This window comes from Nannocystis sp. RBIL2, assembly GCF_026626745.1.
Lineage (GTDB): Bacteria > Myxococcota_A > Polyangia > Nannocystales > Nannocystaceae > Nannocystis.
Genome location: NZ_JAPNJW010000001.1, coordinates 2,510,685 through 2,533,840, shown reverse-complemented (window position 1 = coordinate 2,533,840; position 23,156 = coordinate 2,510,685). Strand labels below are relative to the sequence as shown.

The following is a 23,156-nucleotide window of genomic DNA, read 5'->3' as shown; positions in this document are numbered from 1 at the left end:
TCTTGCGAGGAGCGGCGAGGGAATGGCAAGACGCCGCCTCGCAGCGAGCCTCGCACGGTAGACAGTGGTGCGGATTGGAGGATTTAACGAAGTCGAGATTCGCCGCGCGAAGGGTGAATGTTGCGTGGGCTCGATTTTCGGTGAATCGATTACATATGTGATTCCCGGCGAGCGCGGCGCGACAGGGCGAGCTGATGGATGAATCGAGGGGGCTGCCGAGCTGCGCGCGCTCGCCCGCCGAGGACGCGACGCGTCAATGGATGCAGGGCTGCGGGGCGCGGAGCGTCAGGGCCGGCTGGTACAGCGGCGCTCCCGGCAGCGATTCGACGAAGCCGAGGATGTTGAGATCGGCGGCGAGGTCGGGGCTCTTCAACAATTGGCCGTGGTAGCGCAGCTCGAGCGCGGACCGGCGCTGGTGCCGGCGCGCGGCCTCGAAGCGGCGGCGGAATTCGTCCGAGCTGTAGACGCCGGGGGCGAGGACGGGCTCGCGCTTCTTGCCGCGCGGCAACGCGGGCTCGACCCGGAGCACGTGGACGAACGGATCGTGGCGCGTCAGCCGGATCTGGCGCGGCACGATCAGGCTGTTCCACCGGGCGTCGTCGACGCGCAGGTTGCTGAGCATGGCGAAGCTGTAGCGGTACTTCAGGCCGAGGTAGGGCGAGGAGCCGAGCGCCAGCAGCAGGGCGATCGTGGCGACGGCGAAGCTGCGGTGATGCGGTCCGCCGGGCAGGCGCAGGCGCGACCGCCTCGGCGCGAACGACCACGAGCCGGCGGCGTCGCGCAGGCCCACGGCCGCGAGGCACGCGGCGAGCAGCAGGACGGCCTGGAAGACGGCGAAGATCGACCAGTTGTTGGGCCCGCGGTAGAGGGCGTGGGAGATCGACAGCAGGACCAGGCCGGCGAGCGCGAGCCACAGGCCGCGCCGCCGCAGCGTGACGGCCAGAGCGGCGACGTCGCGCTCGGGCACGAAGCCGAGGGCCGCGCCGAGGAGCAGGGTGTTGAAGGCGGCGGGCCCGATGTGGCCGAGGCCGGCGACCAGGGCGAGGGTCCACAGCAGGCCGAGGCGCGGATAGAACCACAGCAGCGGGACGGCCAGGGCCTCGAGGGCGACGAGGGTCCACGGCGCGGGCGTGGGCGCGGGGACGGCCCAGAACTCGCTCAACCGCCCGGCCAGGTCGGCGCACGAGGTTGCAGGGGCGAGGAAGTCGGTGTTGAGCTTGTGCAGGGCCGCGAACCCGAGCGCGGCGGTGACGCAGATTCGTAGGACCCACCGCTGACCGGCCGATTCGGCGGGGCGGCCGCGATCACCGATATGTCCTTCGGACCAGGTGACGCATGCGCTGGCGACTGCGAGCAGCGGGAGCAGGGCGAACAGGGCGTACTCGTCGACGACCTTGACCATGGGCCCGGCCGCGCCCGCGGGCACGGCGTAGCAGAGCCACGACCAGGCGGCGGCGAGCGGGACGAGCAGGGCGAGGCGGGGGCCGAGCGCGACCAGCAGGAGGCCGCCCAGGCCGGCGAGGTGAAAGCCGAGGGGCCGCGCGCCGAGGTAGTCGAGCAGCGTCGCGGAGCGCAGGCCCTGCAGCCAGTGGAGGACCATCGCCACGCCGGCGGTCCGCCACGCGAGGCGCGTGCCGGCGGCCCCGAGCGGGGCGACGGCGCGCGCGAACATGCGGGATGGAGCGCTCATGACGGGCGTGCGCCGGTCGGAGCGAGGTACGGCGAATAGCGAGCCACGACTGTGCGGCCAGGCTGGCATGCGCGGCGTGCACTGCCAAGTTACGGCGGGGCAAGGGTCGATGAAATGTCGAGACTCGTGGAGACAGGCGATCGGCGCCGAGTTCGCGGTGCGAACCTGGCGCCGTGACGCATTCGTAATACTCTCCCAAAAAGACAGAAGAGCGCCGTCGTGGCCGGCGCCGGCGGAGGGGACGATCAGGATCGCGGCGGCGTCCCGATCGTGCCGGACCTGAGGCGAATGATCGGACTGGGCGGAGCCGTGACGGATTCGCCGCACTCGCGTGACGCCGATGCTCCATGAGGTTCGCCGCACCGGCCGGCGGGTCTCGGGCAATGCAGGGACTCGCCCGCCGCGGCATCAGGGCAATGCTCGTGTGTACCGGTGGGCGACCGCTCAGCTCGTGCGGATAGCGACGCCGATGCCTTGCGGGGCGGCCGTCGAGCTCGCTTCGCGGCTCTGCCGGGATCGCGCGGTCGGGCGCGTGCGCTCGGAGAGGGCCGGGTGTCGCCCGGCGAGGAAGGGCGACGGACGTCCTTGGCGGTGGAACAGACGCGGTCAGGCGCAGCTCGAGGGACGCCGCGCGAGGCTCGGGCGGTGGCGACGGACGTCCTTGGCAGCGGAAGAGACGCTGTCAGGTGCAGCTCGAGGGACGCCGCGCGAGGCTCGGGCGGCGGCGACGGACGTCCTTGGCGGTGGAACAGACGCTGGCGTGCGCAGCTCGAGGGGCGGCGTGCGTCGCCCGGGCGAGGTGATGTCGGAGGGCCGTGGGGGGAGCTCGGTGAAGTAGACGATTGCGAGCGTTCCTGGGGCGTAGCGGGTACGTGGCTCGAGATCGTTGCTTGTCGACGATGCGGACGAGACCGTGAGGTGGTGAGTTCGGCGGAAACCGACGCATGCAAACGTTCGTCGAGAGGAGGCCCGGGGAGCGCCGCGGTCGCCCTCAGGCGATGAACGAGGCCGTGCCCGGTGGAAACAGACGATTGCGAGCGGCGCTGTCGGGCGGAGGCTCGAGGAGCGCGGCGAGGCGCTGTCGAGGCCGGCGGGCGTGAGAGCGAATGGACATGCCCCAATGAACATGCTTTTTGAAACATGTTGATAGGGACATGCCCTTTAGGGCATGTCCTGAATGACACGCGATACTCGCCGCTCACGGGGCCGGGTGGCGGGCCAGCCACTCGTTCAGGTCGGCGCGGGCGGCTTCGGTGCCGGGGGCCGTGGGGTAGGTCGTGGCGGCCTGTTCGGCCAGGGCGCGGGCGCGGGTGCGGTCGCTGCCCGCGTCCCACAGGGCGCGGGCGACAGCGAAGCGGGCCTCGGCGAGCTCCTCGGGCTGGACCTGCGCGGCCTCGCGGATCGCCAGCGCCCGCTCGAGCTCGGGGACCGCCTCGGCGGGGCGGCCGAGGCCGATCAGGGCGTCGCCGCGGCCGAGCAGGGTGTGGGCGATGCTCGCGTGGTCGGAGCCCAAGACCTGCTCCTGGCTGGCGAGGGCGCGGGCGAACAGCTTCAGCGCGTCCTCGTGGGCGCCGGTGGCGGTGAGGAGCTGGCCGAGGGCGGCCACGCTCGAGACGGTCGACGGGTGGTGCGGGCCGAGGCGGCGCTCGTAGATCGCCAGGGCGCGCTTCAGCAGGCGCCCCGACTCGGCGAGGTCGCCGGTGTCGTAGCGGACGGTGGCGAGGTTGTGCAGGGTGTCGGCGACCAGCGGGTGGTGGGGGCCGAGCGCCCGCTCCTGGATCGCCAGGGCCCGCAGGAACAGCCGCGCGGCCTCGTCGAAGACGCCGCTGGCCTCGTACACGAGGGCGAGGTTGCACAGCGAGGTGGCGACCGAGGCGTGCTCGCGGCCGAAGGTGGCCTCGCGGATCGCCAGGGCGCGGGTGAGGGCGGCGATCGCCGGGTCGTAGGTGCCGAGGGCCTCGTGGACCAGAGCGATGTTGTTGAGGGTGGTCGCGACCTGCGGGTGGTCCTCGCCGAGGACCTGTTCGTAGATCGCCAGAGAGCGGGCGTAGAGGCGCGCGGCCTCGTCGATCGCGCCGGTGGCGTAGCGCACGCTGGCGAGGTTGTTGACGCTGTCGGCGACGCGCGGGTGCTGCTCGCCGAGGGCGGCCTCGCGGGCGCCGAGGACGCGGGCGTAGAGGTCGACGGCCGCGCCGAGCTCGCCGCCGACGTACTGGACGCCAGCGAGGTTGCTGTCGAGGTCGGCCTGCTCGAGCGGGTGGGCGCCGGCCAGCAGGGCGAGCTGGGTCCGCGCCGACTCGGCCCACACCTTGCCCTCGGCCAGCCGCGAGCCGCGGTAGCCGACCACGAACACCAGCTCGGTGCTGGCCTGGAGGGCGAGGCGGGCCGAGCGGGCCTCGCGGGCGGCCGCCAGGGCGCGCAGGAGGCCGGCCTCGGCCTCGGCGTAGGCGCCGGTGTGCTCGGCCAGACCGGCGGCGCGCAGCTCGGCCTGGGCGACCAGGGCCGGCCAGCCGACGACCCGGGCGGCGTGCAGGGCCTCGCGCGCGACCGGCAGGCCCTCGGCGTAGCGCCCGGCGGCCGCGAGCGAGCCGGCCCGGGCCAGCCGGGCGCGCACCGCGGAGATCTGCGCGCGCTGGTCGAAGCGCAAGAGCGGCCGCTCGCGCAGGTAGGTCGGGTCGGCGCACAGCTCGGGGGTGGCGAGCGCTGCGGCGGCGCTGGTGGCCTCGGTGAGGCTGGCCGCGTCGACGCGCCGCAGCTCGCCGACGAGCGCGACGAAGTTGCCGCGGGCCTCGGCGAGGCAGTCGACGGCACGGGCGTACTGCTCGCCGTCCCAGGTGGCGCCTTGGCGGTGGGCGCGGCAGGCGGCGTCGGCGACCGCGTGCCACGAGGCGGCCCAGCGATCGAGCCACGGCGCGGCGCGGGCGAAGGTCGCGGCGGCGTGGGCGGCTCCGGTGGCGAGGAAGGCCTGCTCGAGCGCGGCGTGGGCGGGCTCGTCCCAGTCGGCGAACACCGCCGAGGCGGTGGCCTCGCAGGCGGCGAGCGTGCGCCGCTCGGCGACCTGGGCCGCGCCGACGCCGGCCGAGAGCAGCGCGAGCGCGCCGGCGACGATTGCGAAGGTCCGGCGCCGGCGGGTCGGGTCGGCGCGCAGGGCCTGCAGCAGGGCCCGGGTGTCGGCGAAGCGGGCCGCCTGGTCGCGCGAGAGGCCGCGCTCCAGGACCCTGCGCAGCCACTGCGGCGCGCGGGCCCGCGGCGGCGGGGTGACGACGCCGGCGGTGACGCTGGCCATCAGGGTCGGCAGGGTGTCGCCGGCGAACGGCCGCTGGCCGTAGAGCGCCTCCCAGGCGGTGGCGCACAGGGCGAACTGGTCGGAGCGGGCGTCGACCGGCTCGCCCAAGAACTGCTCCGGCGCCATGAAGGCCGGCGTGCCCATGATCGCCCCGGTGTGGGTGAGCGCGGTCGAGGGGCCCGCGCCCGCGAGCTCGCCGGAAGGCGCCGCCGAGGCCTCGGCGCGGGCGAGCCCGAAGTCCATCACGCGCACGCGGCCGTCGCCGTCGACCATGATGTTGTCGGGCTTGATGTCGCGGTGGACCAGGCCCTTCGCGTGGGCCGCGGCGAGGCCCTCGCCGGCGGCGATCACGACCGCGAGGATCTCCCGCCACGGGCGCGGCGCGGCCGTGAGCCAGGCGCCGAGCGTCTGGCCGTCGACGAACTCCATCGCGAGGTAGACGCGATCCTCGAAGGTGCCGACGTCGTGGATCTTCACCACGTTGGGGTGGTCGAGCCGGGCCAGCGCCTGGGCCTCGCGCAGCAGCCGGACCTGCGCCGCCGAGGGATCGCCGGCGGCCGTGTGCTTGAGCAGCTTGACCGCGACCTTGCGGTCGAGCAGGTCGTCGTAGCAGGCGTACACCACGCCCATGGCCCCGCGGCCGACCTGGCCCAGCACGGTGAAGCGGCCGATCCGCAGCGGCCCGCCGCGCCCGGGGAACAGGGCCCGCTTGACGATCTCCTTGTCGACCCGCGTGCCCGCGCCCGGCGGCGGCGCGCGCAGCTCGACCTCGCCCGAGTCGGTGTTCGTCGTCTGACCGGTCGCGGCGAGGGTCGCCCCCAGGCTCTCGTCCTCGCCGGTCATAAGGGCGGAGGATCAGTGTCGGACGCGCCGGGGTCAATTGCGTGGAATCGCCATCGGAGCGCGGGCGATTTCGCGGCCTCCTGCGTGCAGGCGCGCCGAAGCCCTGGCGCGGGCGCGGGGGTCCCCGCGCGCCGCGCGTCGGGGGGTCGCAGTACAGTGACCGCGTGAACGGATACCTGCAGGCCTTCGCCGGCGCGGCCGACCAGCTGCGCGACGTGACGTTCTTGCGGCTGCTCCTGCCGGTGCTGCTGGTGGTCGGCGTGGCGCTGACGATCCGCTGGGGCGTGCGCGGGGTGACCTTGCGCCGCACTGTCCTGTTCGGCCGCGCCGCGAGCGGTCGCCTCCTCCACGGCGAGGTCGAGGGCGGCGCCGCGGTCTTCGTCGGCGTCCTCCACTTCGTGTGTGCCGGGGGGATGCTCGCCACCCTCGGCCCGCTGTCGTTTTACCTGTGGTGGCCGCGCTGACCGGGATGTCCGAAGAGACAGGGACGCAACCGCGCTGGCGACATGTCCGATCGGCCAGGCGGTGACGCGGGCGATTGTGAGCTGTCTGCATCCGGAGAGCCGATGATTTCGCCGCGCCTGGCCGGCTCGGCGCAGCATGTGGGGAAATCGGCGCACACGGTCTGAACGGAGTCCGCACGCCGTCCGCGCCGGTCGGCACATGATAGATAAGGACCGACGATGGACGACCGGAGCAAGCGCGGCCCGCACGTGGTGATCGAGGTGGACGAGGCGCTGCGGGTGACTGGCTGGAGTCGCCGCGCCGAGCAGGTGTTCGCGGCGGCGGAGGCGGAGGTGCTGGGGCGCGGGCTCGGCGACGTCGTGCCGCTCGTCGCCGGCGACTGGGCCGCGCTGCTGGCGGAAGACCGCGAGACGCCGGAGGTCGAGGCGGTGCGGCGCGGCGGCGAGGTGCTGCATTTCCAGGCGTGGTGGCAACTCGAGCGCGACGCCGACGGGCGCGCGGCGGGGGCGACGATCCACGGCCACGACGTCACCGCCCGAATCGGCCGCTACCGCCGCGCCGCGCTGGCCGAGAAGATGTTCGAGGCGGTGATCGAGAGCCTCGACGTCTCGGTGTGGGCGCTCGACAAGGCCGGCAACTACCTGTTCCAGGACGGCAAGGGCATGCAGGCGGTCGGGCTGTCGCCGCAGCACTTCGTCGGCCGCAACATCTTCGAGGCGTTCCCGGACCACCCGGGGCACGGCGTGGTCCGGCGGGCCTTGGCCGGCGAGGCCTACCGCGGCGAGGAGGTCGAGGTGCTCGGGGTGCCGTGGCGCAACTGGTACCTGCCGGTCGCCGACCCCGGCGACACCGACGCGGCGATGGTCGGCATCTCGTTCGACCTCCGCGAGTCCCTCCGCCGCGAGGCCGAGCTGCAGGGCAAGCTCGACCTGATCGAGAAGCAGCAGGAGGTGATCCGCGAGCTCTCGACGCCGATCATCGAGGTGTGGGAGGGCATCATCACGGTGCCGATCCTCGGCCTCGTCGACAGCGTGCGCACCGCCGAGATCATGGACGAGCTGCTGCAGGCCGTCGGCCGCCTGCGCGCCCGCTTCGCCATCCTCGACCTCACCGGCGTCGAGGTCGTCGACACCGGCACCGCCAGCCACCTGATCGCGATGATCCGGGCGATCGGCCTGCTCGGCGCCGAGGGCGTGCTGACCGGCATCCACCCGCGGATCGCCCAGACCATGGTGGCGATCGGCGTCGACCTGTCGCACGTGACGGTCCACGCCCGCCTGCGCGACGCGCTGCAGCACTGCATCGCCCGGCTCGGCGAGCAGAAGGCCGCGCGCGCGGCGAAGTAAGATGTCCGCAGGGACATGTACGTGCATTGGCGGGGACGCGGCCCCGCCGGTGATGTGCGTGCATTGGCGGGACGCGCGCGCGGCCCCGCCGAGGCTCACGGCAGCTCGGCGGCCAGCTTGGGGTACGCGTCGGCGGAGGGAGCGCCGAGGACCAGGCGATCGACGTGGACCGCCTCGCTGTTGCGCCAGCCGAGCAGCGTCACCAGGCCTTTCGGGCTGAATTGCGCGGTGGCCGGCAGCACCGTGATGTCGTCGGGATGGGCGGCGTTGCGCAGCTCGGCGACGTAGTCGTCACCCTGGCTGTAGATCAGCACGTCGAGGGTGTTCTCGACGCCGCGGTCGAGCGGGAGGGGGGCCTCGGCGTGCTCCTGCCACTGGGCCTCGGCGATGCGGGTGCGGAACACCACCTGCTCGTCGGCGGTGAGGAGCCCCAGCGCCATCGCGCCGGTCTCGAACGCGGCGTCGGCCGGCAGGCGGGACGTGATCTCGAACATGTCCTCGTCGGGGATCCCGACCATCGGCGGCGTCAGCCGCAGGCGCACGCACAGCAGGGCGTCGCCGTACTCCTGCTTGGACCAGGTCGGGCTGTAGTTGTCCCACCAGTCCATGGTCATCGGGTGCGGGCCGAAGTTCAGGGCGCCGCCGGCCAGCGTCGGCGCGGCCCAGGTGCCGCCCCAGTGGGCGTCGTACTGCGCCTGGGCGTCGAACTCCTCGACGTAGGGCGGGACCGCGAACAGCTCGTCGGGACAGCCGACGAAGCAATTCAGCAGGGGACCCTCGCTGTCCGGACCGCACGGATCCACGCCGGTCTCGCCGGTCTCGCCGTCGGTGGTGTCGGTGGCGCCCGTGGACGTGCTCGTGCCGTCCTCCGTCGTCTCGCCGGTGCTGGTGCTGGTGCTGGTGCTGGTGCTGCTGGTCGCCGTCTCGTTGCTCGTCGAGGTGAGGGGCGAGGTGCTGTCCGTGCCGGTGTCGGCCGTCGAGGTCGAGGTCGGGACCGTGGTGTCGGCGGTCGTCGTCGAGTCGTCGCCCGCGGTCGTCCCGGTCGGCTGGTTGCCCGTGGGGTCACCGACGGTGCTGCCCGACTCGGAGGTCGCGGGGTCGGTCGCACCGGGGATCTGGGCGTCATCGCCGCAAGCGGCGGCTGCGAGCAGCATGAGGCAAAGGAGAGAGTCGGGACGGGCCGTCTTTCGGGAAGATGTGAGGGACATGTTCGCTTCTCCGGGTACGAGGCCCGGGTCCGACAGGGAGACGGGGACCGACCTGACGATTTGCGGGTTTTTTTCGAACGCCGTCGCGCGCCGACGGAAGGCCAGGACGTCCACACGCGTCGATCCGGGATACCCTGACCCATTTGTCGCGCCCGGGGCTCGCGGTTTGTCGCTTAGGATCCGCGCCCATGCGCCTCTCCACGCGCTTGCTGTCGCTGCTCGGCGGAGCGCGGGGCTGTGATGCGGAGGCAGTCGAGCGGCTGCTCGGCGGGGCGATCGACGACGCGACCCGCCGCTGGCCCGGCGTCAGCCTCGACCCGGAGGCCTTCGTGGCCTGGGTCGCCGCGCGGGTGCCCGCGGGCAGCGAGCCGGTCGAGGAGGCCCTGGCGAAGCTGCGGCTCGCGGAGCTGTTCCTGGCGTGCGCGTGCGCGGCCGGGTCCGCGGCGGCGATCGCAGGGTTCGACGCCGAGTTCATCGCCCGCGACCGACGCACCTCGGACGACGAGAAGCAGCTCCTCCGCCAGAAGCTGTTCCTGGCCCACGGCGACACGCCGCCCCGGATCGCCCGCTACGGCGGTCGCGGCGAGCTCGGCGGCTGGGTGCGGACCGTGGCGGCGCGGGTCGCGATCGACAGCGCCCGGCCGGCCCGCGAGCAGCCGACGGACGACGACCTGCTCGACGCCCTCAGCGTCGATCCGGGGCACAGCCCGGAATTGGCGCAGCTCAAGCAGGACGCGCGCCAGATCGTGCAAACCGCGCTGAACGGGGCGATCACCGGATTGCCGGCGCGCGACCGCATGCTCTTGCTCCAGTACCACCTCGACGGCGTCGGGGTGGTCGAGCTCGGGCGTCTCTTCAACGTGGCGCCCTCGACCATCAGCCGCAATCTGGCCCGGATCCGCGGCCTCTTGCTGGCGCAGGTGCGGCGGTCGTTGATGAGCCACCACAAGCTGTGGGGCGACGAGCTCGAGCGCTTACTCGAGTTCGCCCAGAGCCAGCTCAGCGTCGGTGGCGTCATCGACCGGACCTGAGCGGCGCGGGGCAGGCCCGGTGGACACGCCTGGCGCGGCGCCCTATCTCTTGCCGGCGATGGTCTGCCCCGAGGAGAACACCATCACCGAGTTCGTGGCCGGGATGCTGTCCCGGGAGGAGAGCGCCCGCGTCGAGGCGCACGCGGCCGCGTGCCCGGCGTGTCGCAGGTTGTTGTCCGCGCTCGCCCGCAGCCCCTCGCGCGCCGCTTCGGCTTCCTTCACGGGCCCCGACGAAGACGTCGCGTCGCAGCGATCGCTGGCGCGGGGCGCCCTCGTGGGCCGCTACGTCGTGCTCGAGACTCTGGGGGTCGGCGGCGCGGGCGTCGTCTATGCCGCGTACGATCCGGAGCTGAACCGCAAGGTCGCGCTGAAGCTCCTGCGCAGCCCGGCGTTCGAGCGCTCGCACGAGCAGCGCGGCCGGTTGATGCGCGAGGCGCAGGCGCTGGCGCGGCTGTCCCATCCCAACGTGGTCGCGGTGTACGACGTCGGCACGTTCGGCTCCAGCGTGTTCATCGCCATGGAGCTGATCGAGGGGATGACGCTGGCCGCCTGGCTGGCGCAGCGCAAGCACTCGTGGCGTGTGATCGTGGAAATTTTTAAAAAGGTCGGGCAGGGGCTGGCGGCGGCCCACGCGGAGGGGCTGATCCACCGCGACTTCAAGCCGGCCAACGTGCTCGTCGGTCGCGACGGGCGGGTCTGCGTGGTCGACTTCGGCCTCGTCCGTTCGAGCGCCGCGCGCACCGAGGCGGAGGTCTCGATCGCCGCGGAGGTCGTCGAGCCGTTCGACGAGATCACCCAGGCGGGGGCGTTCCTCGGGACACCTGCCTATATGGCGCCCGAGCAGTTCGAGAACAGCGTGGTCGATGCGAGCGCCGATCAATTCAGCTTCTGCGTCGGGTTGTTCGCGGCGCTGTATCAGCGGCGGCCGTACTCGATCAACACGCGCGAGGTCATCCGCGCCGAGGCGCAGCGGGGCAAGCTCCCGAATGTGGAGGGCGGCCCGGCGGTGCCTGCGTTCGTCCGACGGGTGTTGGAGCGCGGGCTTCGCCTGGCTCCGGAGGAGCGCTTTTCGTCGATGGCGGAGCTGCTCGCCGCGCTGTCGCGAGATCCGCGGCAGACCTGGCGGCGAATGGCCTTCGCGGGGCTCGGGGTCGGCGCGCTCGGGGTGTCGATATTTGCGGCGGCGCAATTCGCCGGCGAGCCGGCGCCGCTGTGTCAGGGGAGCGCGGCGAAGTTCGCCCAGGTCTGGAGCGACGAGGCGCGCGAGACGATCCACGCGAGGTTCGTGGCGACCGGCATGGCCCACGCCGAGGACATCTGGGACACGGTGTCGCGCACTCTGGACGCGTACGGGCGCGGGTGGTCGGCGATGCACTCCGACGCGTGCGAGGCGACGCGCGTCCGCGGCGAGCAGTCCGATGAATTGCTGTCGCTGCGGATGCTGTGCCTGGATCGTCGATTGACGGAGGTGCGCACGTTGACGGCCCTGCTCGGCGCAGTGGATGCCGACGGGGTCACCAAGGCTGTCGACGCGGCCTTCGGCCTCACGAGCGTGGCGGCCTGCGCGAACCTCGAGGCGCTGCGCATGCCCGTGCGGGCCCCGGAAGGCGGCGAACAGGCCGTGGAGGCGCGCGCGATCGAGACGATGCTGGCGCAGGCGAAATTCCTGGCGTCGCTCGGGCGCCACGAGGCAGGGCTCGCAGAGGCCGCGCGGGCGGTCGAGCGGGCCCGGGCGCTCGCACACCCGCCGACCGAGGCGGAGGCGCTCGAGACTCTGGGGGCCATCCAGCTGGAGGCGGTCGATCCGAAGGCGGCGGAGTCCTCGCTGCGCGCGGCGTATGCGACGGCCCACGCGGGGCGGCACGATCGAATCGCCGCGCGCGCGGCCATCGCTCTGGTGTTCGTGGTCGGTTCGCAGCTGTTCCAGGCCGAGGCGGGCCGCGAGTGGGCGTTTCATGCGCGGGCCGCCCTCGAGCGGTGGGGCGCAGATCCGGAGCTCGAAGGATCGCTGCACGCGAACTTCGGCAGCCTGCTCTACAACGCCGGCGACTTCACCGCGGCGCGGGCAGAGTTCGCGGAGTCGCTGGCGGTCCGGGAGCAGGCGCTCGGAGCGGAGCACCGCCAGACCGCGCAGTCGCTCGAGCTCGTAGCGATTGCTGCCAGCGCGCAGGGCAACGCCGAGGCGGCGCGCGCTCACCTGGGCCGCGCCACGGAGCTGTCGCGGAAGTTGTTCGGCGCGAAGCATCCGGCCTACGGGGCGATCCTCGTGCGGACGGGCAACCAGCTGCTGCTCGAGGACAGGGCGGCCGAGGCCGAGGCGCTGTTCGCCGAGGCGCTGGCGCTCGTGGAGGCGGCGCGCGGCAAGGACCATCCGCAGGTGGCGGTCATCCTGCTGAACACGAGCGGCGCGCTGCGCAAGCTGGGGAAGGGGCGCGCAGCGCTCGATGCGGCGAGGCGAGCGCTCCGCAGCTTCGAGGCCACCGAGGGGGCGCGCCCGCTGGTGGCCGACGCATTGTCGGCGATCGGGCGCGCCGAGAGCGATCTCGGCGACCTCGACGCAGCGCTGGCCGCCCATCGCTCGGCGCTGGCGATCTACGAGGAAGTGTTCGGCGCGGAGCACGAGCAGGTCGGCAACGTGCTGGAGAACCTCGGCGACGTGCTCCTGCGCCGAAACGACGTCGCGGCGGCGCTGGACCACTACGAGCGGGCGCTGGCCCTGCGCGAGAAGGCCCTCGGCGCCGAATTCATCGACAACGCGTTCGCGCTCGCAGGCATCGGCGAGGCACACGTGATGCGCGGCGAGGCGGCGACTGCGATAGCTCCGCTCGAGCGCGCGCAGGCGTTGCTGGAGAAGCACCAGATCTTCCCGTCGCTGCTCGCACGGGTACACTTCCTGCTCGCGCGGGCCCTGTGGGATGCCGGCCGGAGCCAGGAGCAGGCGCTGGGCCTGGCCGCTCGCGCTCAGGAAGGCTTTCGCTCGCTCGCCACGCCGATCGGCGACGCGGATGCGACGCGCGTCGCCGATTGGCTGGCGAGTCACGACTGAGTGTGAGAGGCTTTCGCGGGTCCGCCCATCGTGAGGCACTGAAGCGACGATGGCTCGTCATTCCAGCTCGCGAGGGCGAGCCACGCCCCATGTCCGCAGCGGCGAGTCGACGGTAACCCCGCCGCACAGCAGCAGCGGCCCGACTTCGCCTCCGGACACCCGCGGCCGAGCTCTGGGCGAAAGGCGCTCGCGTCAACGTCGCCACGCCGCGAGGCTGCGCTCGATGTACGCGACGAAGCCGAAGATCAAGCTGTGCTGCTGGACCGCGAGGCCCTCGGCGTCGTCGGCGGTCGCCGCATGGCGGTAGAAGAACCCGCCCTCGCCCAGCGCGCGGTCGTAGCGATACTCGACGCGGAGCAAAAGGGCCCCGAAGAGATGCACGTCGTTCGTATAGGTTCCGCCGACGAGCCACCGATCGAGCGCCGGCCCGCCGAACATGCGACCCCGGTGGTCCCAGAAGAACTCTGAACGCGCCGCCATGCCCCAACGGGCGCGCCGGCCTGCGAGCACGTGCCAACGCAGCGACGCCATCCCGTTGGCCCACGCGGCCACCGGCTGTCCTCCGAGCCATGTCAACCGCTCGCGGCCGTAGTCGCCGACCAGCGCGAAGCCCCAGCGCTCGCGCTGGTATACGACCTGGCTGTCGATCAGCACCCGCCACGCCGACACCCGCAGGTCGACGCCCTCCGGTCCGGCGTACACGTTCTGAACTAGCGTCCAACCTCGCGCCGGCGTGACGACCAGGTTGACGAGTCCGCTCGGGGCCCGGTTCGCGTCGGCCAGCGTGCCATAGCCATTGACCACCCACAGATTTACGCCGGCGCGGGCCCCGAGCGGGACGAGCGCTCGCAGCCCCGTGAGGACGAAGGGCACCGATGAATAGCCCCACGTGATCGACGCGTGCCAGTTGTCCTTGGTCCAAAAGCTCCCGAAGTGGGTCGGCGCGGGCATCAGCCCGGCGGCGATCTCGACGCCCGAGCGCAGCCGGACGCCGCCCCACGCGCGGCCGATGTGCTTCCATGTCTCGGGACCGGCGTAATGGCTGGTGTCACCGCCGGGCGTCGGGTCGGCGGCATACACCGCGGCCGCCGCGGCCCCCGCCTGGATCGCCACCTCGAGCATCCACGGAGACGCGCCCGGATCCTTGCGTACGTAGCCGACGAGCAAGTTCGGGCTGAACTCCCCCGTGCGCGCCGTCACCGGCGTGCCGCGAAAGATATGATTGGCGGGGAAGTTGCTGTTCACGACATATTGCGAGTCGACGAACCCGCCCACCACCCACGCCGGCGACGGCGCGCGCGACCATTTCGGCGGTACGGGCGGCACGGACGCGGCCGGCGCCGCGGGAGCCGGGCTGTCGCCGTCCGCCGGCGACCACGGCCCGAGCTTCGGAGGCGCGGCCCGGTCGCCGACACCGGCGGACGGCGACGCGAACACCGACACGAGGACCATTATCGCCATCCACATGTGTCACCCCCTCATCCTCGCTGCGCTCGCTGTCGAGCCACTCGTCGGTCAGGCGGCCTTGGGCGCAGCCGCGGCGCCGCAGACCGTCTCGACGATCAGACGGGTGACCACATACGGATCGCAATTGGCGTTCGGACGCCGGTCCTCGATGTAGCCTCGCTTATCACGCGCGACCTGCCAGGGGATCCGGACCGACGCGCCGCGATCGGACACCCCGAACGAGAAGGTGTCCCAGCGTTGGGTCTCGTGCCGCCCGGTCAGCCGGTCCTCGATCCCGTGCCCATAGTTGCCGACGTGCTCCGCCGCGCGCTCGCGCAGCGCCTCGCAGGCGGCGACGCAGGCGTCGTACGACTCGCGCATCGCCTTGCTCGAGTAATTGGTGTGACAACCGGCCCCGTTCCAGTCGCCGCGGACGGGCTTCGGGTCGAAGGTCGCGTCGCATCTGAACTGCTCGGCGATCCGGCACAGCAGCCAGCGCGCGAGGATCAGGTGGTCGGCGGCCGCGAGCGGGCCCAGTGGGCCGACCTGGAACTCCCACTGCCCGGGCATCACCTCCGCGTTGATCCCCGAGACCCCGAGCCCAGCCGTGAGGCAGGCCGACAGGTGCGCCTCGACGATCTCGCGCCCGAACACCTGGCTGCCGCCGACGCCGCAGTAATAGGGCCCCTGGGGCGCCGGGTAGCCATTGGTCGGGAAGCCGAGCGGCGTGCCGTCAGGCTTGAGGAAGGTGTACTCCTGCTCGAGCCCGAACAGGCTCTCGTGTTCGGCGTACTTCTCGGCCGGCCCGCGCAACAGCGCCCGCGTGTTGGTCGGGTGTGGCGTCATGTCGGTCAGGAACACCTCGCAAAGCACCAGCTTGTGGTCGCCGCCGCGGATCGGGTCGAGGACGACGCAGACCGGCTGCAGAACGCAGTCCGACGCGTGGCCCGCTGCCTGGTTGGTCGACGAGCCGTCGAAGCCCCAGATCGGCGGCTCCTCGCCGACCGCGAGGATCTTCGTCTTCGATCGCATCAGCGGCGTGGGTTTGGTGCCGTCGAGCCAGATGTATTCAGCCTTGTAATTGCCCATCGTCAAGAGCTCCTTGTTCGTTGTGGCCGCAAACCGGCGGCCGCGGTCACGAGTCCGACAGCCGATTGCAGTAGATCGCCGGGGCCGGCTCGAACTCCGGTTCGACGTGCGCGGCGAGGGCGGGGCGCTCGAGCAGCGCGACCACCTCGCTGTGGCGGTGGCGGCGGGCGTCGTCCAGCGGCGAGCCGCCCCAGCGGTCCTTCGGGCTCACGCGCACGCCCTGGTCGAGCAGCAGCTTGACCACGTGCGCGTGCCCCTCGGCGGCCGCGAGGTGCAGCGGCGTCCGCCGGTCGTAGTCGGCGCCGTCGAGGTCGACGCCACGGGCGATCATCCGCTGGATAGCCTTGACCTCGCCGAGCGCCGCCGCCCAGATGAGCTCATTGGTCAGGCCCGACTCGTTGTGCTCCGCCATCTCGGCGGGGTCGCCAGGCGGGCTGAACTCGACCCCCGATCGCACGCCCCCGTGCCGCTCCAGCACCGCGACCACGCCCGCGTGGCCCTGCATGTAGGCGTCGTCGAGCGGCGTCGTGCCCCAGCGGTCGCGCGGGTTCACGTCGGTGCCGCGGCCGACGAACCACTCGACGATCGCCACCTGGCCCTCGGCCGCCGCGAGGTGCAGCGGCGTCCGCCGGTCGTAGTCAGCGCGGTCGATCCCCGTGCCGCGGACCACGAGCCGCTGGATCGCCCCCAGGTCGCCCTTGCTCGCGGCCCAGATCAGCTCGTTGACGCTCTCGGCCCGGGCCTGGACCCGGCTGATCCGCGGATCCTTCTTCTCGGTGTGGCCGGTGAGGGTGTCGTAATTGTGGAAGTTGAAGGTCGCGACCAGGCGGCGGCAGAACTCGATGCCGCGCACGCTGTTACCGAGCTTGTCGAGCCGCGGCGACCAGGTGCAGATCCCCATCACGTTCGGGACCACGATCATCAGCGCCCCGGCGACCCCGCTCTTGGCCGGCAGGCCGATCGTGAAGGCGAACTCGCCGGAATAGTCGTACATCCCGCACGAGTACATCAGCGACAGGCAGTGCTGCACCGTCTTGGTCTCGAACACTCGCTCGCCGCTGATCGGGCAGATCCCGCCATTGGCCAGCGTCGCCGCGACGGCCGCCATCTGCTCCGCGTTGACCTCGATCGAGCAGCACTGGAAGTAGAACTCAAGCGTCTCGAGCAGGTCGGTGCTGACCGGGAACGCCTGCTTCTCGCGCATGAAGTAGCCGAGAGCGAAGTTGCGGTCGGCGGTCGTCCGCTCGGACAGGTACACCGAATTGTTGAACTTGACCTTGGCCCCGCCGCTGAGGCGCCGCCAGGTGTCCATCACCAGGTCGAAGCGGTCGGCGACGTTGACCTCGCCGTCGCGCTTGAGCAGCGAGCAGCACATGATCGCGCCGGCGTTGATCATCGGGTTGTGCGGCCGGCCGTCGTGGTTCAGCGTCAGCTCGTTGAAGCCGCGGCCGCTCGGCTCGCGCCCGACGTGGCGGTGGACGACCTGCTCGCCGTGGAGCTGCAAGGCGATGGAGTAGTTGATCGGCTTGCAGGTCGACTGCACGCTGAAGTCTGTCTTCGCGTCGCCGAGCGACAGCCGCTGGCCGTCGACCGTACAAAGGGACACCGCGAACTGATCGGGGTTCACCCGCGCGAGCTGGGGGATGTACGAGGCGACCTTCCCCTCGGTGTTCGGCAGCGTCGATTCGTAGATGTCGCCGATGTCGCCGCAGAACTCGTCGAAGTCGCGGATCACCATGTTTCCCTGGAGCGCGCGCTCGGCCAATAGAATGCTCGGGCGGATGATCTCGCAGAAGGCGCGATAATCGAGCCGGTCGTTGGGTCCGATCTCGGCGAGGAGCTTGCGCGTCTCCTTGAAGCGGTAGTCGTCGAGCGAAAGGCCCTCGCGGGCGATCGCCTCCTCGAGGTCGCTGCGAAAGATGTAGCTCTTGTTCTCGCTGTCGAGCGAGGTGAGGAGCCGGTACTCGCGGGCGTCCCGCTCTTCGCGGCGGTCCTCGCGGCCCTGCCGGCCCTTGTTACCGTTCATGTTGCTCGTGGTGGTGCTGCTCATGCCGTGACTCCGTGGAAAAATGCCTACAGGGCGTCGATGCCGCGCTCGCCGTTGCGGACCCGGACGACCTCCTCGAGCGGCAGGACGAAGATCTTCCCGTCGCCTTGCTCGTCGCGTACGTTCTCGATGATGGTCCGTATCACCAGCTCGACCTCGCTCGACGGCACCACCAACTCGACGCGGATCTTCGGCGTGAGGTCGGGGACGAACTCGACGCCGCGGTAGAGCTCGGCGTCGCGGAATCGACCGTGTCCGGTGACCCGCGAGACCGTCATGTGCGCGACCTCGACGCCGAGGAGCCCCTCGCGGACCTCGTCGAGCCGCTCGTTGGAGATGACCGCAACCACCATCTTCATGCTCGCCCCGCCTCATCGTCAGTTGGGATTGAGGAACCCATAGCCGTGCTCGCCGTGCATGCTGTGATCGATGCCGACGCGCTCCTGCTCGGCGCTGGCGCGGATCCCGACCGTCCGATCGACGAAGACCAGCAGCGCCAGCGTCCCCACCGCCGACACGCCGACGCTCAGCAGGACGCCCTTGAGCTGGTACCAGAACTGGATCGCCACCCCGTGCTCGGGGACCTCGCGCAGGAAGAAGGTGAGCCCGAGCGCCCCGATGATCCCCGCCATCCCGTGGATCCCGAACACGTCGAGGGTGTCGTCATAGCCGAGCCGCGCCTTGAGCAGGATCGCCAGATAGCAAGCCAGCGAGGCGAACGCGCCGAGCAGCAGCGCGCCGGTCGGCAGCACGTCGCCGGCCGCCGGCGTGATCGCCACCAGCCCGGCCAGGATTCCCGACACCATGCCGAGGCTCGTCGCCTTGCGGTGGATCACCATCTCGATCAACATCCACGCCAGCGCGCCGCTCGCCGCCGCGATCTGCGTCACCGTCAACGCCTGCGCCGTCTTGAGGCCGCTCGACACCGACGAGCCGGCGTTGAAGCCGAACCAACCGACCCAGAGCAGCCCCGCCCCGACCAGCGTGAGCACCATGTTGTTCGGGTGCATCGCGGTCCGCGGGTAGCCGCGGCGCGCCCCGAGGTAAAATGCGCACACCAGCGCCGCGACCCCGGCCGAGATGTGGATCACCGTGCCGCCGGCGAAGTCGATCGCCTCACCGCACAGGAATCCTCCGCCCCAGATGATGTGTGCGAGCGGGTTGTAGATCAGCAGGCTCCACAGCGCGATGAAGAGGCAGTAGCCGCGGAACGACACCCGCTCGGCGAAGGCCCCGGCGATCAGCGCGGGCGTGATGATCGCGAACTTGCCCTGGAACATCGCATACACGTACTCCGGGATCGCGTAATCGCTCATGATCGCGGCGTCGATGCCCGACAGCATGAACTTGTCCCAATCCCACCCGACCACCCCGCCGATGGTCGCCCCGAACGCCATCGAATAGCCGCAGATCGTCCACAGGACACCGATGATCGCCATCGCCATGAACGAATGGAGCATCGTCCCCAGCACGTTCTTGGTCCGCACGAGGCCGCCGTAGAACATCGCCAGGCCGGGCACCATCAGCAGGACGAGCGCCGTCGAGGTCAACATCCACGCGGTCGTCCCCGTATCGAGCGCGACCGCCTCGCCCGCGCGGGCGAGCCCGGGCGCGAGCGCCAGCGCGACGGCGACGACCGCGGCCGCACCGGGTGACGCACCTCGTTGTTTCGCTCGTGTCATCATTTCCTGTCTCCTGCAGCCCCCACGCGCGATGAATGCCGGACCGCGCGGCCGCCTTGCGACGCCGGCGGCGCCCCCGCGTCGACCCGTCGTCCGTGCGGACTTGCGAGGATGTGCGGCGCGTCGCACGAGGCGCCCCGACGAGGCGAAACTCGCCGGTTCTGCGGTCCTCGTCCGCCACGAACAGCTTGACCGAGCCTTCGCACCCCGCGATTGGGGGAAAGCCTCAATCAGCGGGGAGCGAACCGCTGCTAATTCGATGGGCGTATGGCGACTTCCGCCTCCGGAGCGCGCAGAGGCGCGCAGACCTCGAGTGGATGGGCCGTGACGGAAAGAGACACCGTCCTGGCCCTGCTCGTCCGCGAGGCGTCGCTGACCCGGCGGCTCGGACACGGCTACGTCCTGGCGCTGGCGCTCGTCGCCCTGCTCTGCCTCGCCGGCCTCGTGCTGATCCACGGCGTCGTCCAGCGGCACGTCGCCGATGCGACGCTCATCAACGTCGCCGGTCGCCAGCGCATGTTGAGCCAGAAGGTCAGCAAGCTGGCGCTCGAGATCGATCGGGCCCGCGCGGCCGCCTCGCCGCGCGAGGCCGCGGCCGCCGGCGCCGAGCTGGCGACCGCACTCGCGGAGTGGCGCGACGCCCACGAGAGCCTGCGTGACCGCCCGAACGCGCGCTTCCCCGGCCCGAACAGCGACGTCGTGGCCCGCCTCGTCGAGGCCGCCGAGGTCCACCTCCTCGCCATCACCGAGGCCGGCGCACGCCTCGAGCGCGCCGCGGCCGGAGCGGTCCCTTCACCCACCGACGCCGGCGCGGTAGCGACGATCCTCGCGCACGAGCGCGATTTCCTCCCGGCGATGGAGGCGATCGTCGAGGCGCACGAGCGCGAGTCGCTCGCCGGCGTCGAGTCGATCCGCGACATCGAGACCGCCCTCGTCGCCACCTGCCTCGTCACCCTCATCCTCGAGGCCCTGCTGATCTTCCGGCCGGCGCTCCGCCTGCTGTCTCAGACCCAACGCCGCCTCCGCACGGCCCTCGTCGCCCTCGCCACCAGCGAACGCTCGAAGTCCGCGCTGCTCGAGGCGGTCCCCGACGTCGTCCTTCAGCTCGATCGGCGGCGGGTCTGTCGACTCGTCCACGTGCCCGCCTGCAGCGACCTGCCAGCGCTCGCCGGACCGGCCGAGAACCGCCCCCTGGATGTCCTCTTCCCGCCAGCCGCAGCCCGCGAGATCGAGGCCGCGATCACCCGCACTCGCGCCCGAGAGCCCACCCAGCGCTTCGAGCTCACGCTCCCGGGTCGCCACGGCGAGCGGCGGCACGAGGCCCGGGTCGCCCTCGCGGGTCTCGACGACGTGCTCGTCCTCATCCGCGACGTCACCGAGCAGCGGGCGCTGGAGCGCGAGGTCGTCGCCGCTGTCGGCGACGAGCGCAGGCGGCTCGGGCGCGACCTTCACGACGGCCTCTGTCAGCACCTCGCCGGGCTGTCGCTCCTCGTCGGCTCGCTGGCCCACCGCACCGGCTCGGAGGACGCGGCTCCGATCGACGCCGCGACGCTCGATCAGGTCGGCGAACTGATCGAGCGCGCCCTCCGCGAGAGCAAGCAGGTCGCCCGCGCCCTCCATCCGATCGCCCTCGAGGTCGGCGGGATCGCGGGCGCTCTCGACGACCTCGCCCGCTCGATCGAGGCCCTCTACCGCGTCCCTTGCCGCGCAGAGGTCGATCTCCGGGGCGCGCAACCCTCGATACCGACCGCCACCGAGCTGTTCCGAATCGCTCAGGAGGCGGCGAGCAATGCCGCCCGTCACAGCGACGCCACGAGAATCCAGATCCGCCTCGTCGGCGACGACGATCAGCTCCTCCTGACGGTCGCTGACGACGGAGTCGGGATGGGCCGCAGACCTGCGAGCGCCCAGGGCTGCGGGATGGGCCTGCGGATCATGGAGCACCGCGCCAACGTGCTCGGGGCGCGACTACGGATCGACGGCAACACGGCCGGCGGCACCACCGTCTGCTGCGAGCTGTCGCTCACCGTCTGACACGAGACAGCCACGATGACGACCCACACCCAGCGGATCTTCCTCATCGACGATCACCCGGTGTTCCGCCACGGACTCCGCCAGCTGCTCGAGGCCGAGAGCGGCCTCGCGGTCTGCGGCGAAGCCGAGGACGCACCGGGCGCCCTCGAGTCGCTGCGAGCCCACGACCTCCCCGACCTCGCGCTCGTCGACGTGTCGCTGCCCGGCAGCGGCGGCATCGACCTCGTGCGACGCCTGCGGGTCCTCCACCCGACGCTCCGCTGCCTGGTGGTGTCGATGCACGACGAGCACCTTTACGCCGAGCGTGCTGTCCGCGCCGGCGCGGTCGGCTACATCACCAAGGCGCTCAAGCCGAAAGCGATGATTGCGGAGATCCGCAAGGCGTTGCGCGGCGAGTTGGCCTTCAGCGAGGGCACCGCGACCGCCCTGCTCCGCTCGGCGTACGGCGGCGAGCGCCGGCAGTCGCGCTATGCCAACCTCAGCGACCGCGAGCTCGAGGTCTTCGAGCTGATCGGTCGCGGGATGAAGGCCGGCGCGATCAGCCAGGCCCTCTGCATCAGCACGAAGACAGTCGAGCGTCATCAGGCTGGCATCAAGCAGAAGCTGGGGGTCGCGCATAGCAGCGAATTGCGGCGGATCGCGGCGATCTGGCTCAGTGAGAGCAGCACCCCGCGGCCTCAGCACGACCCCGCACACGCCACCGACGCAGTGCTTCCCTGAGGGCCAGGTGTGCTGACGCGACGATGGAATGGGTGGCGATGAACTGCGCGCCGACGCCTTCGTCGGCGACGCGCGTCGGTGATTGGCTGGCGAAGCACGATTGACGTCGCGCGCCGGTCCGACGATTCGTCGGACCGGCGCACGCTTGCGATCACTCGAACTTGCAGCAGGTGGCCATCTTGTCGAAGATCGCGTCGCCCTCGGCGCACACGTTGTCGGCCGGGCACTGGGCGACCTCGACGCCGTCCACGCTGCAGACGCAGGTCTCGGCGTCGCAGAAGATCTCCTGCGTCGGCATGTCGGGGCAGAACGTGCTCACGCCGCAGCCCTCGTCGCCCTCGTCGCTCACGCCCACGGTGCATGGGTCGCCGACGCCTGCGCAGACTTCCACCGCCTCGAGCTCGGCCGCGCACGGCTCCTCTTCGCCATCGAGCTCGGCGCAGGTCAGCTGGGCGATGCACTGGACGAAGGTGAGGTTGAGCGGCACGCACTCGGGCTCGAGCCCCTGGAACTCGCTGGCGCAGTCCTGGGCGCACTCGGCGAGGGGGACGTCGCCTCCGCCCTCGCACTCGAAAATGAGCTGGCAGGCGGCCTCGCAGGCGCTCTGGTGCTCGGGGTCGACGGGGCCGGTGGTTTCGCTGCCGGTGTCGTCGCTGGTGGTGGCGACCGTCGGCTCGTCGCTGTCGGTGGTCGCGCCGTCCTCGGTGGCGCTCGACGTCGGCGACTCGTCGGTGGTCGACGCGTCGGTGGTGGCGGCGTCGGTGGTGGAGGCGTCGGTGGTCGAGGCCGAAGCGGTGCCGCTGTCGGTGTCGCCCGGCTTGGGGTCACAGGCGCCGGTGAGGAACAGGAAGGTAAGGGTAAGGAAAGAGAGAGTAGAGCGCAGCATGACGTTATCCGTGGGAGGGGCGAGCCGTCGGGGTCCGTTCCACCGCGGCGCCGCTCCGGCCGTGGAGTCGCCGCTGTCGGGAGAAAAATTGCCGGCTCGCTGCAAGTCGTCGCGGCGCGCTGGCGAGGCGATCGCGCACTCGGGCAGCGCCGCTCCCGCGGGCGCGGCCCGCAGGCGATGACGGTGCGACACGACGGCGAGAGCAGACGGGCAAAGCGGCGCGCGCGGCCGGCGCCGGGCGCGTCGGGTGCGCTCGCGGCGGGCCGCGGCTCAGGCGTCGACGCGCGTCATCAGCTCGAGGAAGTGGCCGTTCGGGTCGGCGACGTCGACGCTGTGG

15 protein-coding genes are annotated in these 23,156 nt (G+C 71.6%); 6 read left to right on the top strand and 9 right to left on the bottom strand.

Translation table 11 applies throughout. The features are described from left to right. Window positions 1-253: 253 nt before the first annotated feature. Together OV090_RS09810 and OV090_RS09805 are read right to left on the bottom strand one after the other, a co-directional pair. Complete coding sequence (locus OV090_RS09810) at window positions 254-1,690, bottom strand: hypothetical protein (protein WP_267703310.1); 1,437 nt, start codon at window positions 1,688-1,690, stop codon at window positions 254-256. Window positions 1,691-2,888: 1,198 nt separating this feature from the next. Next, the gene (locus OV090_RS09805) at window positions 2,889-5,819 is read right to left on the bottom strand and encodes a serine/threonine-protein kinase (RefSeq protein ID WP_267703309.1); all 2,931 of its coding nucleotides are present in this window, start codon (window positions 5,817-5,819) and stop codon (window positions 2,889-2,891) included. A 164-nt stretch (window positions 5,820-5,983) separates the two neighbouring features. Between OV090_RS09805 and OV090_RS09800 the strand changes: the two genes are divergently transcribed. Together OV090_RS09800 and OV090_RS09795 are read left to right on the top strand one after the other, a co-directional pair. After that, complete coding sequence (locus OV090_RS09800) at window positions 5,984-6,283, top strand: hypothetical protein (RefSeq protein ID WP_267703308.1); 300 nt, start codon at window positions 5,984-5,986, stop codon at window positions 6,281-6,283. A gap of 219 nt (window positions 6,284-6,502) precedes the next feature. Continuing rightward, window positions 6,503-7,630 (top strand): PAS domain-containing protein, encoded by a 1,128-nt coding sequence (locus tag OV090_RS09795; RefSeq protein ID WP_267703307.1) that lies wholly within the window; start codon window positions 6,503-6,505, stop codon window positions 7,628-7,630. 95 nt (window positions 7,631-7,725) lie between these two features. Here the strand turns inward: OV090_RS09795 and OV090_RS09790 are convergent, their stop codons facing one another. Then, window positions 7,726-8,784 (bottom strand): hypothetical protein, encoded by a 1,059-nt coding sequence (locus tag OV090_RS09790; RefSeq protein ID WP_267703306.1) that lies wholly within the window; start codon window positions 8,782-8,784, stop codon window positions 7,726-7,728. A 242-nt stretch (window positions 8,785-9,026) separates the two neighbouring features. Here OV090_RS09790 and OV090_RS09785 point away from each other — a divergent pair, with 242 nt between their 5' ends. Continuing rightward, complete coding sequence (locus OV090_RS09785; protein WP_267703305.1) at window positions 9,027-9,869, top strand: hypothetical protein; 843 nt, start codon at window positions 9,027-9,029, stop codon at window positions 9,867-9,869. A gap of 19 nt (window positions 9,870-9,888) precedes the next feature. Further along, window positions 9,889-12,915 carry a tetratricopeptide repeat protein gene (locus OV090_RS09780; protein WP_267703304.1) on the top strand — a complete coding sequence of 1,009 codons (3,027 nt, stop codon included), beginning with the start codon at window positions 9,889-9,891 and terminating at the stop codon, window positions 12,913-12,915. A 192-nt stretch (window positions 12,916-13,107) separates the two neighbouring features. Here OV090_RS09780 and OV090_RS09775 read toward each other — a convergent pair whose 3' ends face one another. From OV090_RS09775 to OV090_RS09755, 5 genes are all read right to left on the bottom strand, one after another. Beyond that, window positions 13,108-14,358: an outer membrane beta-barrel protein gene (locus tag OV090_RS09775; RefSeq protein ID WP_267703303.1), complete on the bottom strand. Its 1,251-nt coding sequence runs from the start codon at window positions 14,356-14,358 to the stop codon at window positions 13,108-13,110. 72 nt (window positions 14,359-14,430) lie between these two features. Further along, complete coding sequence (gene glnII / locus OV090_RS09770) at window positions 14,431-15,450, bottom strand: glutamine synthetase GlnII (RefSeq protein WP_267703302.1); 1,020 nt, start codon at window positions 15,448-15,450, stop codon at window positions 14,431-14,433. A 46-nt stretch (window positions 15,451-15,496) separates the two neighbouring features. Beyond that, the gene (glsA, locus tag OV090_RS09765; RefSeq protein WP_267703301.1) at window positions 15,497-17,500 is read right to left on the bottom strand and encodes a glutaminase A; all 2,004 of its coding nucleotides are present in this window, start codon (window positions 17,498-17,500) and stop codon (window positions 15,497-15,499) included. A 23-nt stretch (window positions 17,501-17,523) separates the two neighbouring features. Next, entirely contained in the window at window positions 17,524-17,856 is a 333-nt protein-coding gene (locus OV090_RS09760) for a P-II family nitrogen regulator (protein ID WP_267703300.1), read from the bottom strand. 18 nt (window positions 17,857-17,874) lie between these two features. Next, on the bottom strand, window positions 17,875-19,050 hold the full coding sequence (locus OV090_RS09755; protein WP_346660387.1) for an ammonium transporter: 1,176 nt from the start codon (window positions 19,048-19,050) through the stop codon (window positions 17,875-17,877). A gap of 453 nt (window positions 19,051-19,503) precedes the next feature. Here OV090_RS09755 and OV090_RS09750 point away from each other — a divergent pair, with 453 nt between their 5' ends. Both OV090_RS09750 and OV090_RS09745 read left to right on the top strand, forming a co-directional pair. Then, the gene (locus OV090_RS09750) at window positions 19,504-21,213 is read left to right on the top strand and encodes an ATP-binding protein (protein WP_267703298.1); all 1,710 of its coding nucleotides are present in this window, start codon (window positions 19,504-19,506) and stop codon (window positions 21,211-21,213) included. A gap of 15 nt (window positions 21,214-21,228) precedes the next feature. Continuing rightward, the gene (locus OV090_RS09745; protein WP_267703297.1) at window positions 21,229-21,933 is read left to right on the top strand and encodes a response regulator transcription factor; all 705 of its coding nucleotides are present in this window, start codon (window positions 21,229-21,231) and stop codon (window positions 21,931-21,933) included. A 151-nt stretch (window positions 21,934-22,084) separates the two neighbouring features. Here the strand turns inward: OV090_RS09745 and OV090_RS09740 are convergent, their stop codons facing one another. Continuing rightward, complete coding sequence (locus tag OV090_RS09740) at window positions 22,085-22,819, bottom strand: hypothetical protein (protein WP_267703296.1); 735 nt, start codon at window positions 22,817-22,819, stop codon at window positions 22,085-22,087. Window positions 22,820-23,156 lie beyond the last annotated feature (337 nt).

What these genes read in the sequence shown, in the direction of transcription:
- OV090_RS09785 (WP_267703305.1), top strand. Translation starts at nt 9,027, where the DNA reads ATGCGCCTCTCCACGCGCTTGCTGTCGCTGCTCGGCGGAGCGCGGGGC.
- OV090_RS09760 (WP_267703300.1), bottom strand. Translation starts at nt 17,856, where the DNA reads ATGAAGATGGTGGTTGCGGTCATCTCCAACGAGCGGCTCGACGAGGTC.
- OV090_RS09740 (WP_267703296.1), bottom strand. Translation starts at nt 22,819, where the DNA reads ATGCTGCGCTCTACTCTCTCTTTCCTTACCCTTACCTTCCTGTTCCTC.
- OV090_RS09790 (WP_267703306.1), bottom strand. Translation starts at nt 8,784, where the DNA reads ATGCTGCTCGCAGCCGCCGCTTGCGGCGATGACGCCCAGATCCCCGGT.
- OV090_RS09805 (WP_267703309.1), bottom strand. Translation starts at nt 5,819, where the DNA reads ATGACCGGCGAGGACGAGAGCCTGGGGGCGACCCTCGCCGCGACCGGT.
- OV090_RS09745 (WP_267703297.1), top strand. Translation starts at nt 21,229, where the DNA reads ATGACGACCCACACCCAGCGGATCTTCCTCATCGACGATCACCCGGTG.
- OV090_RS09755 (WP_346660387.1), bottom strand. Translation starts at nt 19,050, where the DNA reads ATGTTGACCTCGACGGCGCTCGTCCTGCTGATGGTGCCCGGCCTGGCG.
- OV090_RS09795 (WP_267703307.1), top strand. Translation starts at nt 6,503, where the DNA reads ATGGACGACCGGAGCAAGCGCGGCCCGCACGTGGTGATCGAGGTGGAC.
- glnII (WP_267703302.1), bottom strand. Translation starts at nt 15,450, where the DNA reads ATGGGCAATTACAAGGCTGAATACATCTGGCTCGACGGCACCAAACCC.
- glsA (WP_267703301.1), bottom strand. Translation starts at nt 17,500, where the DNA reads ATGAGCAGCACCACCACGAGCAACATGAACGGTAACAAGGGCCGGCAG.
- OV090_RS09810 (WP_267703310.1), bottom strand. Translation starts at nt 1,690, where the DNA reads ATGAGCGCTCCATCCCGCATGTTCGCGCGCGCCGTCGCCCCGCTCGGG.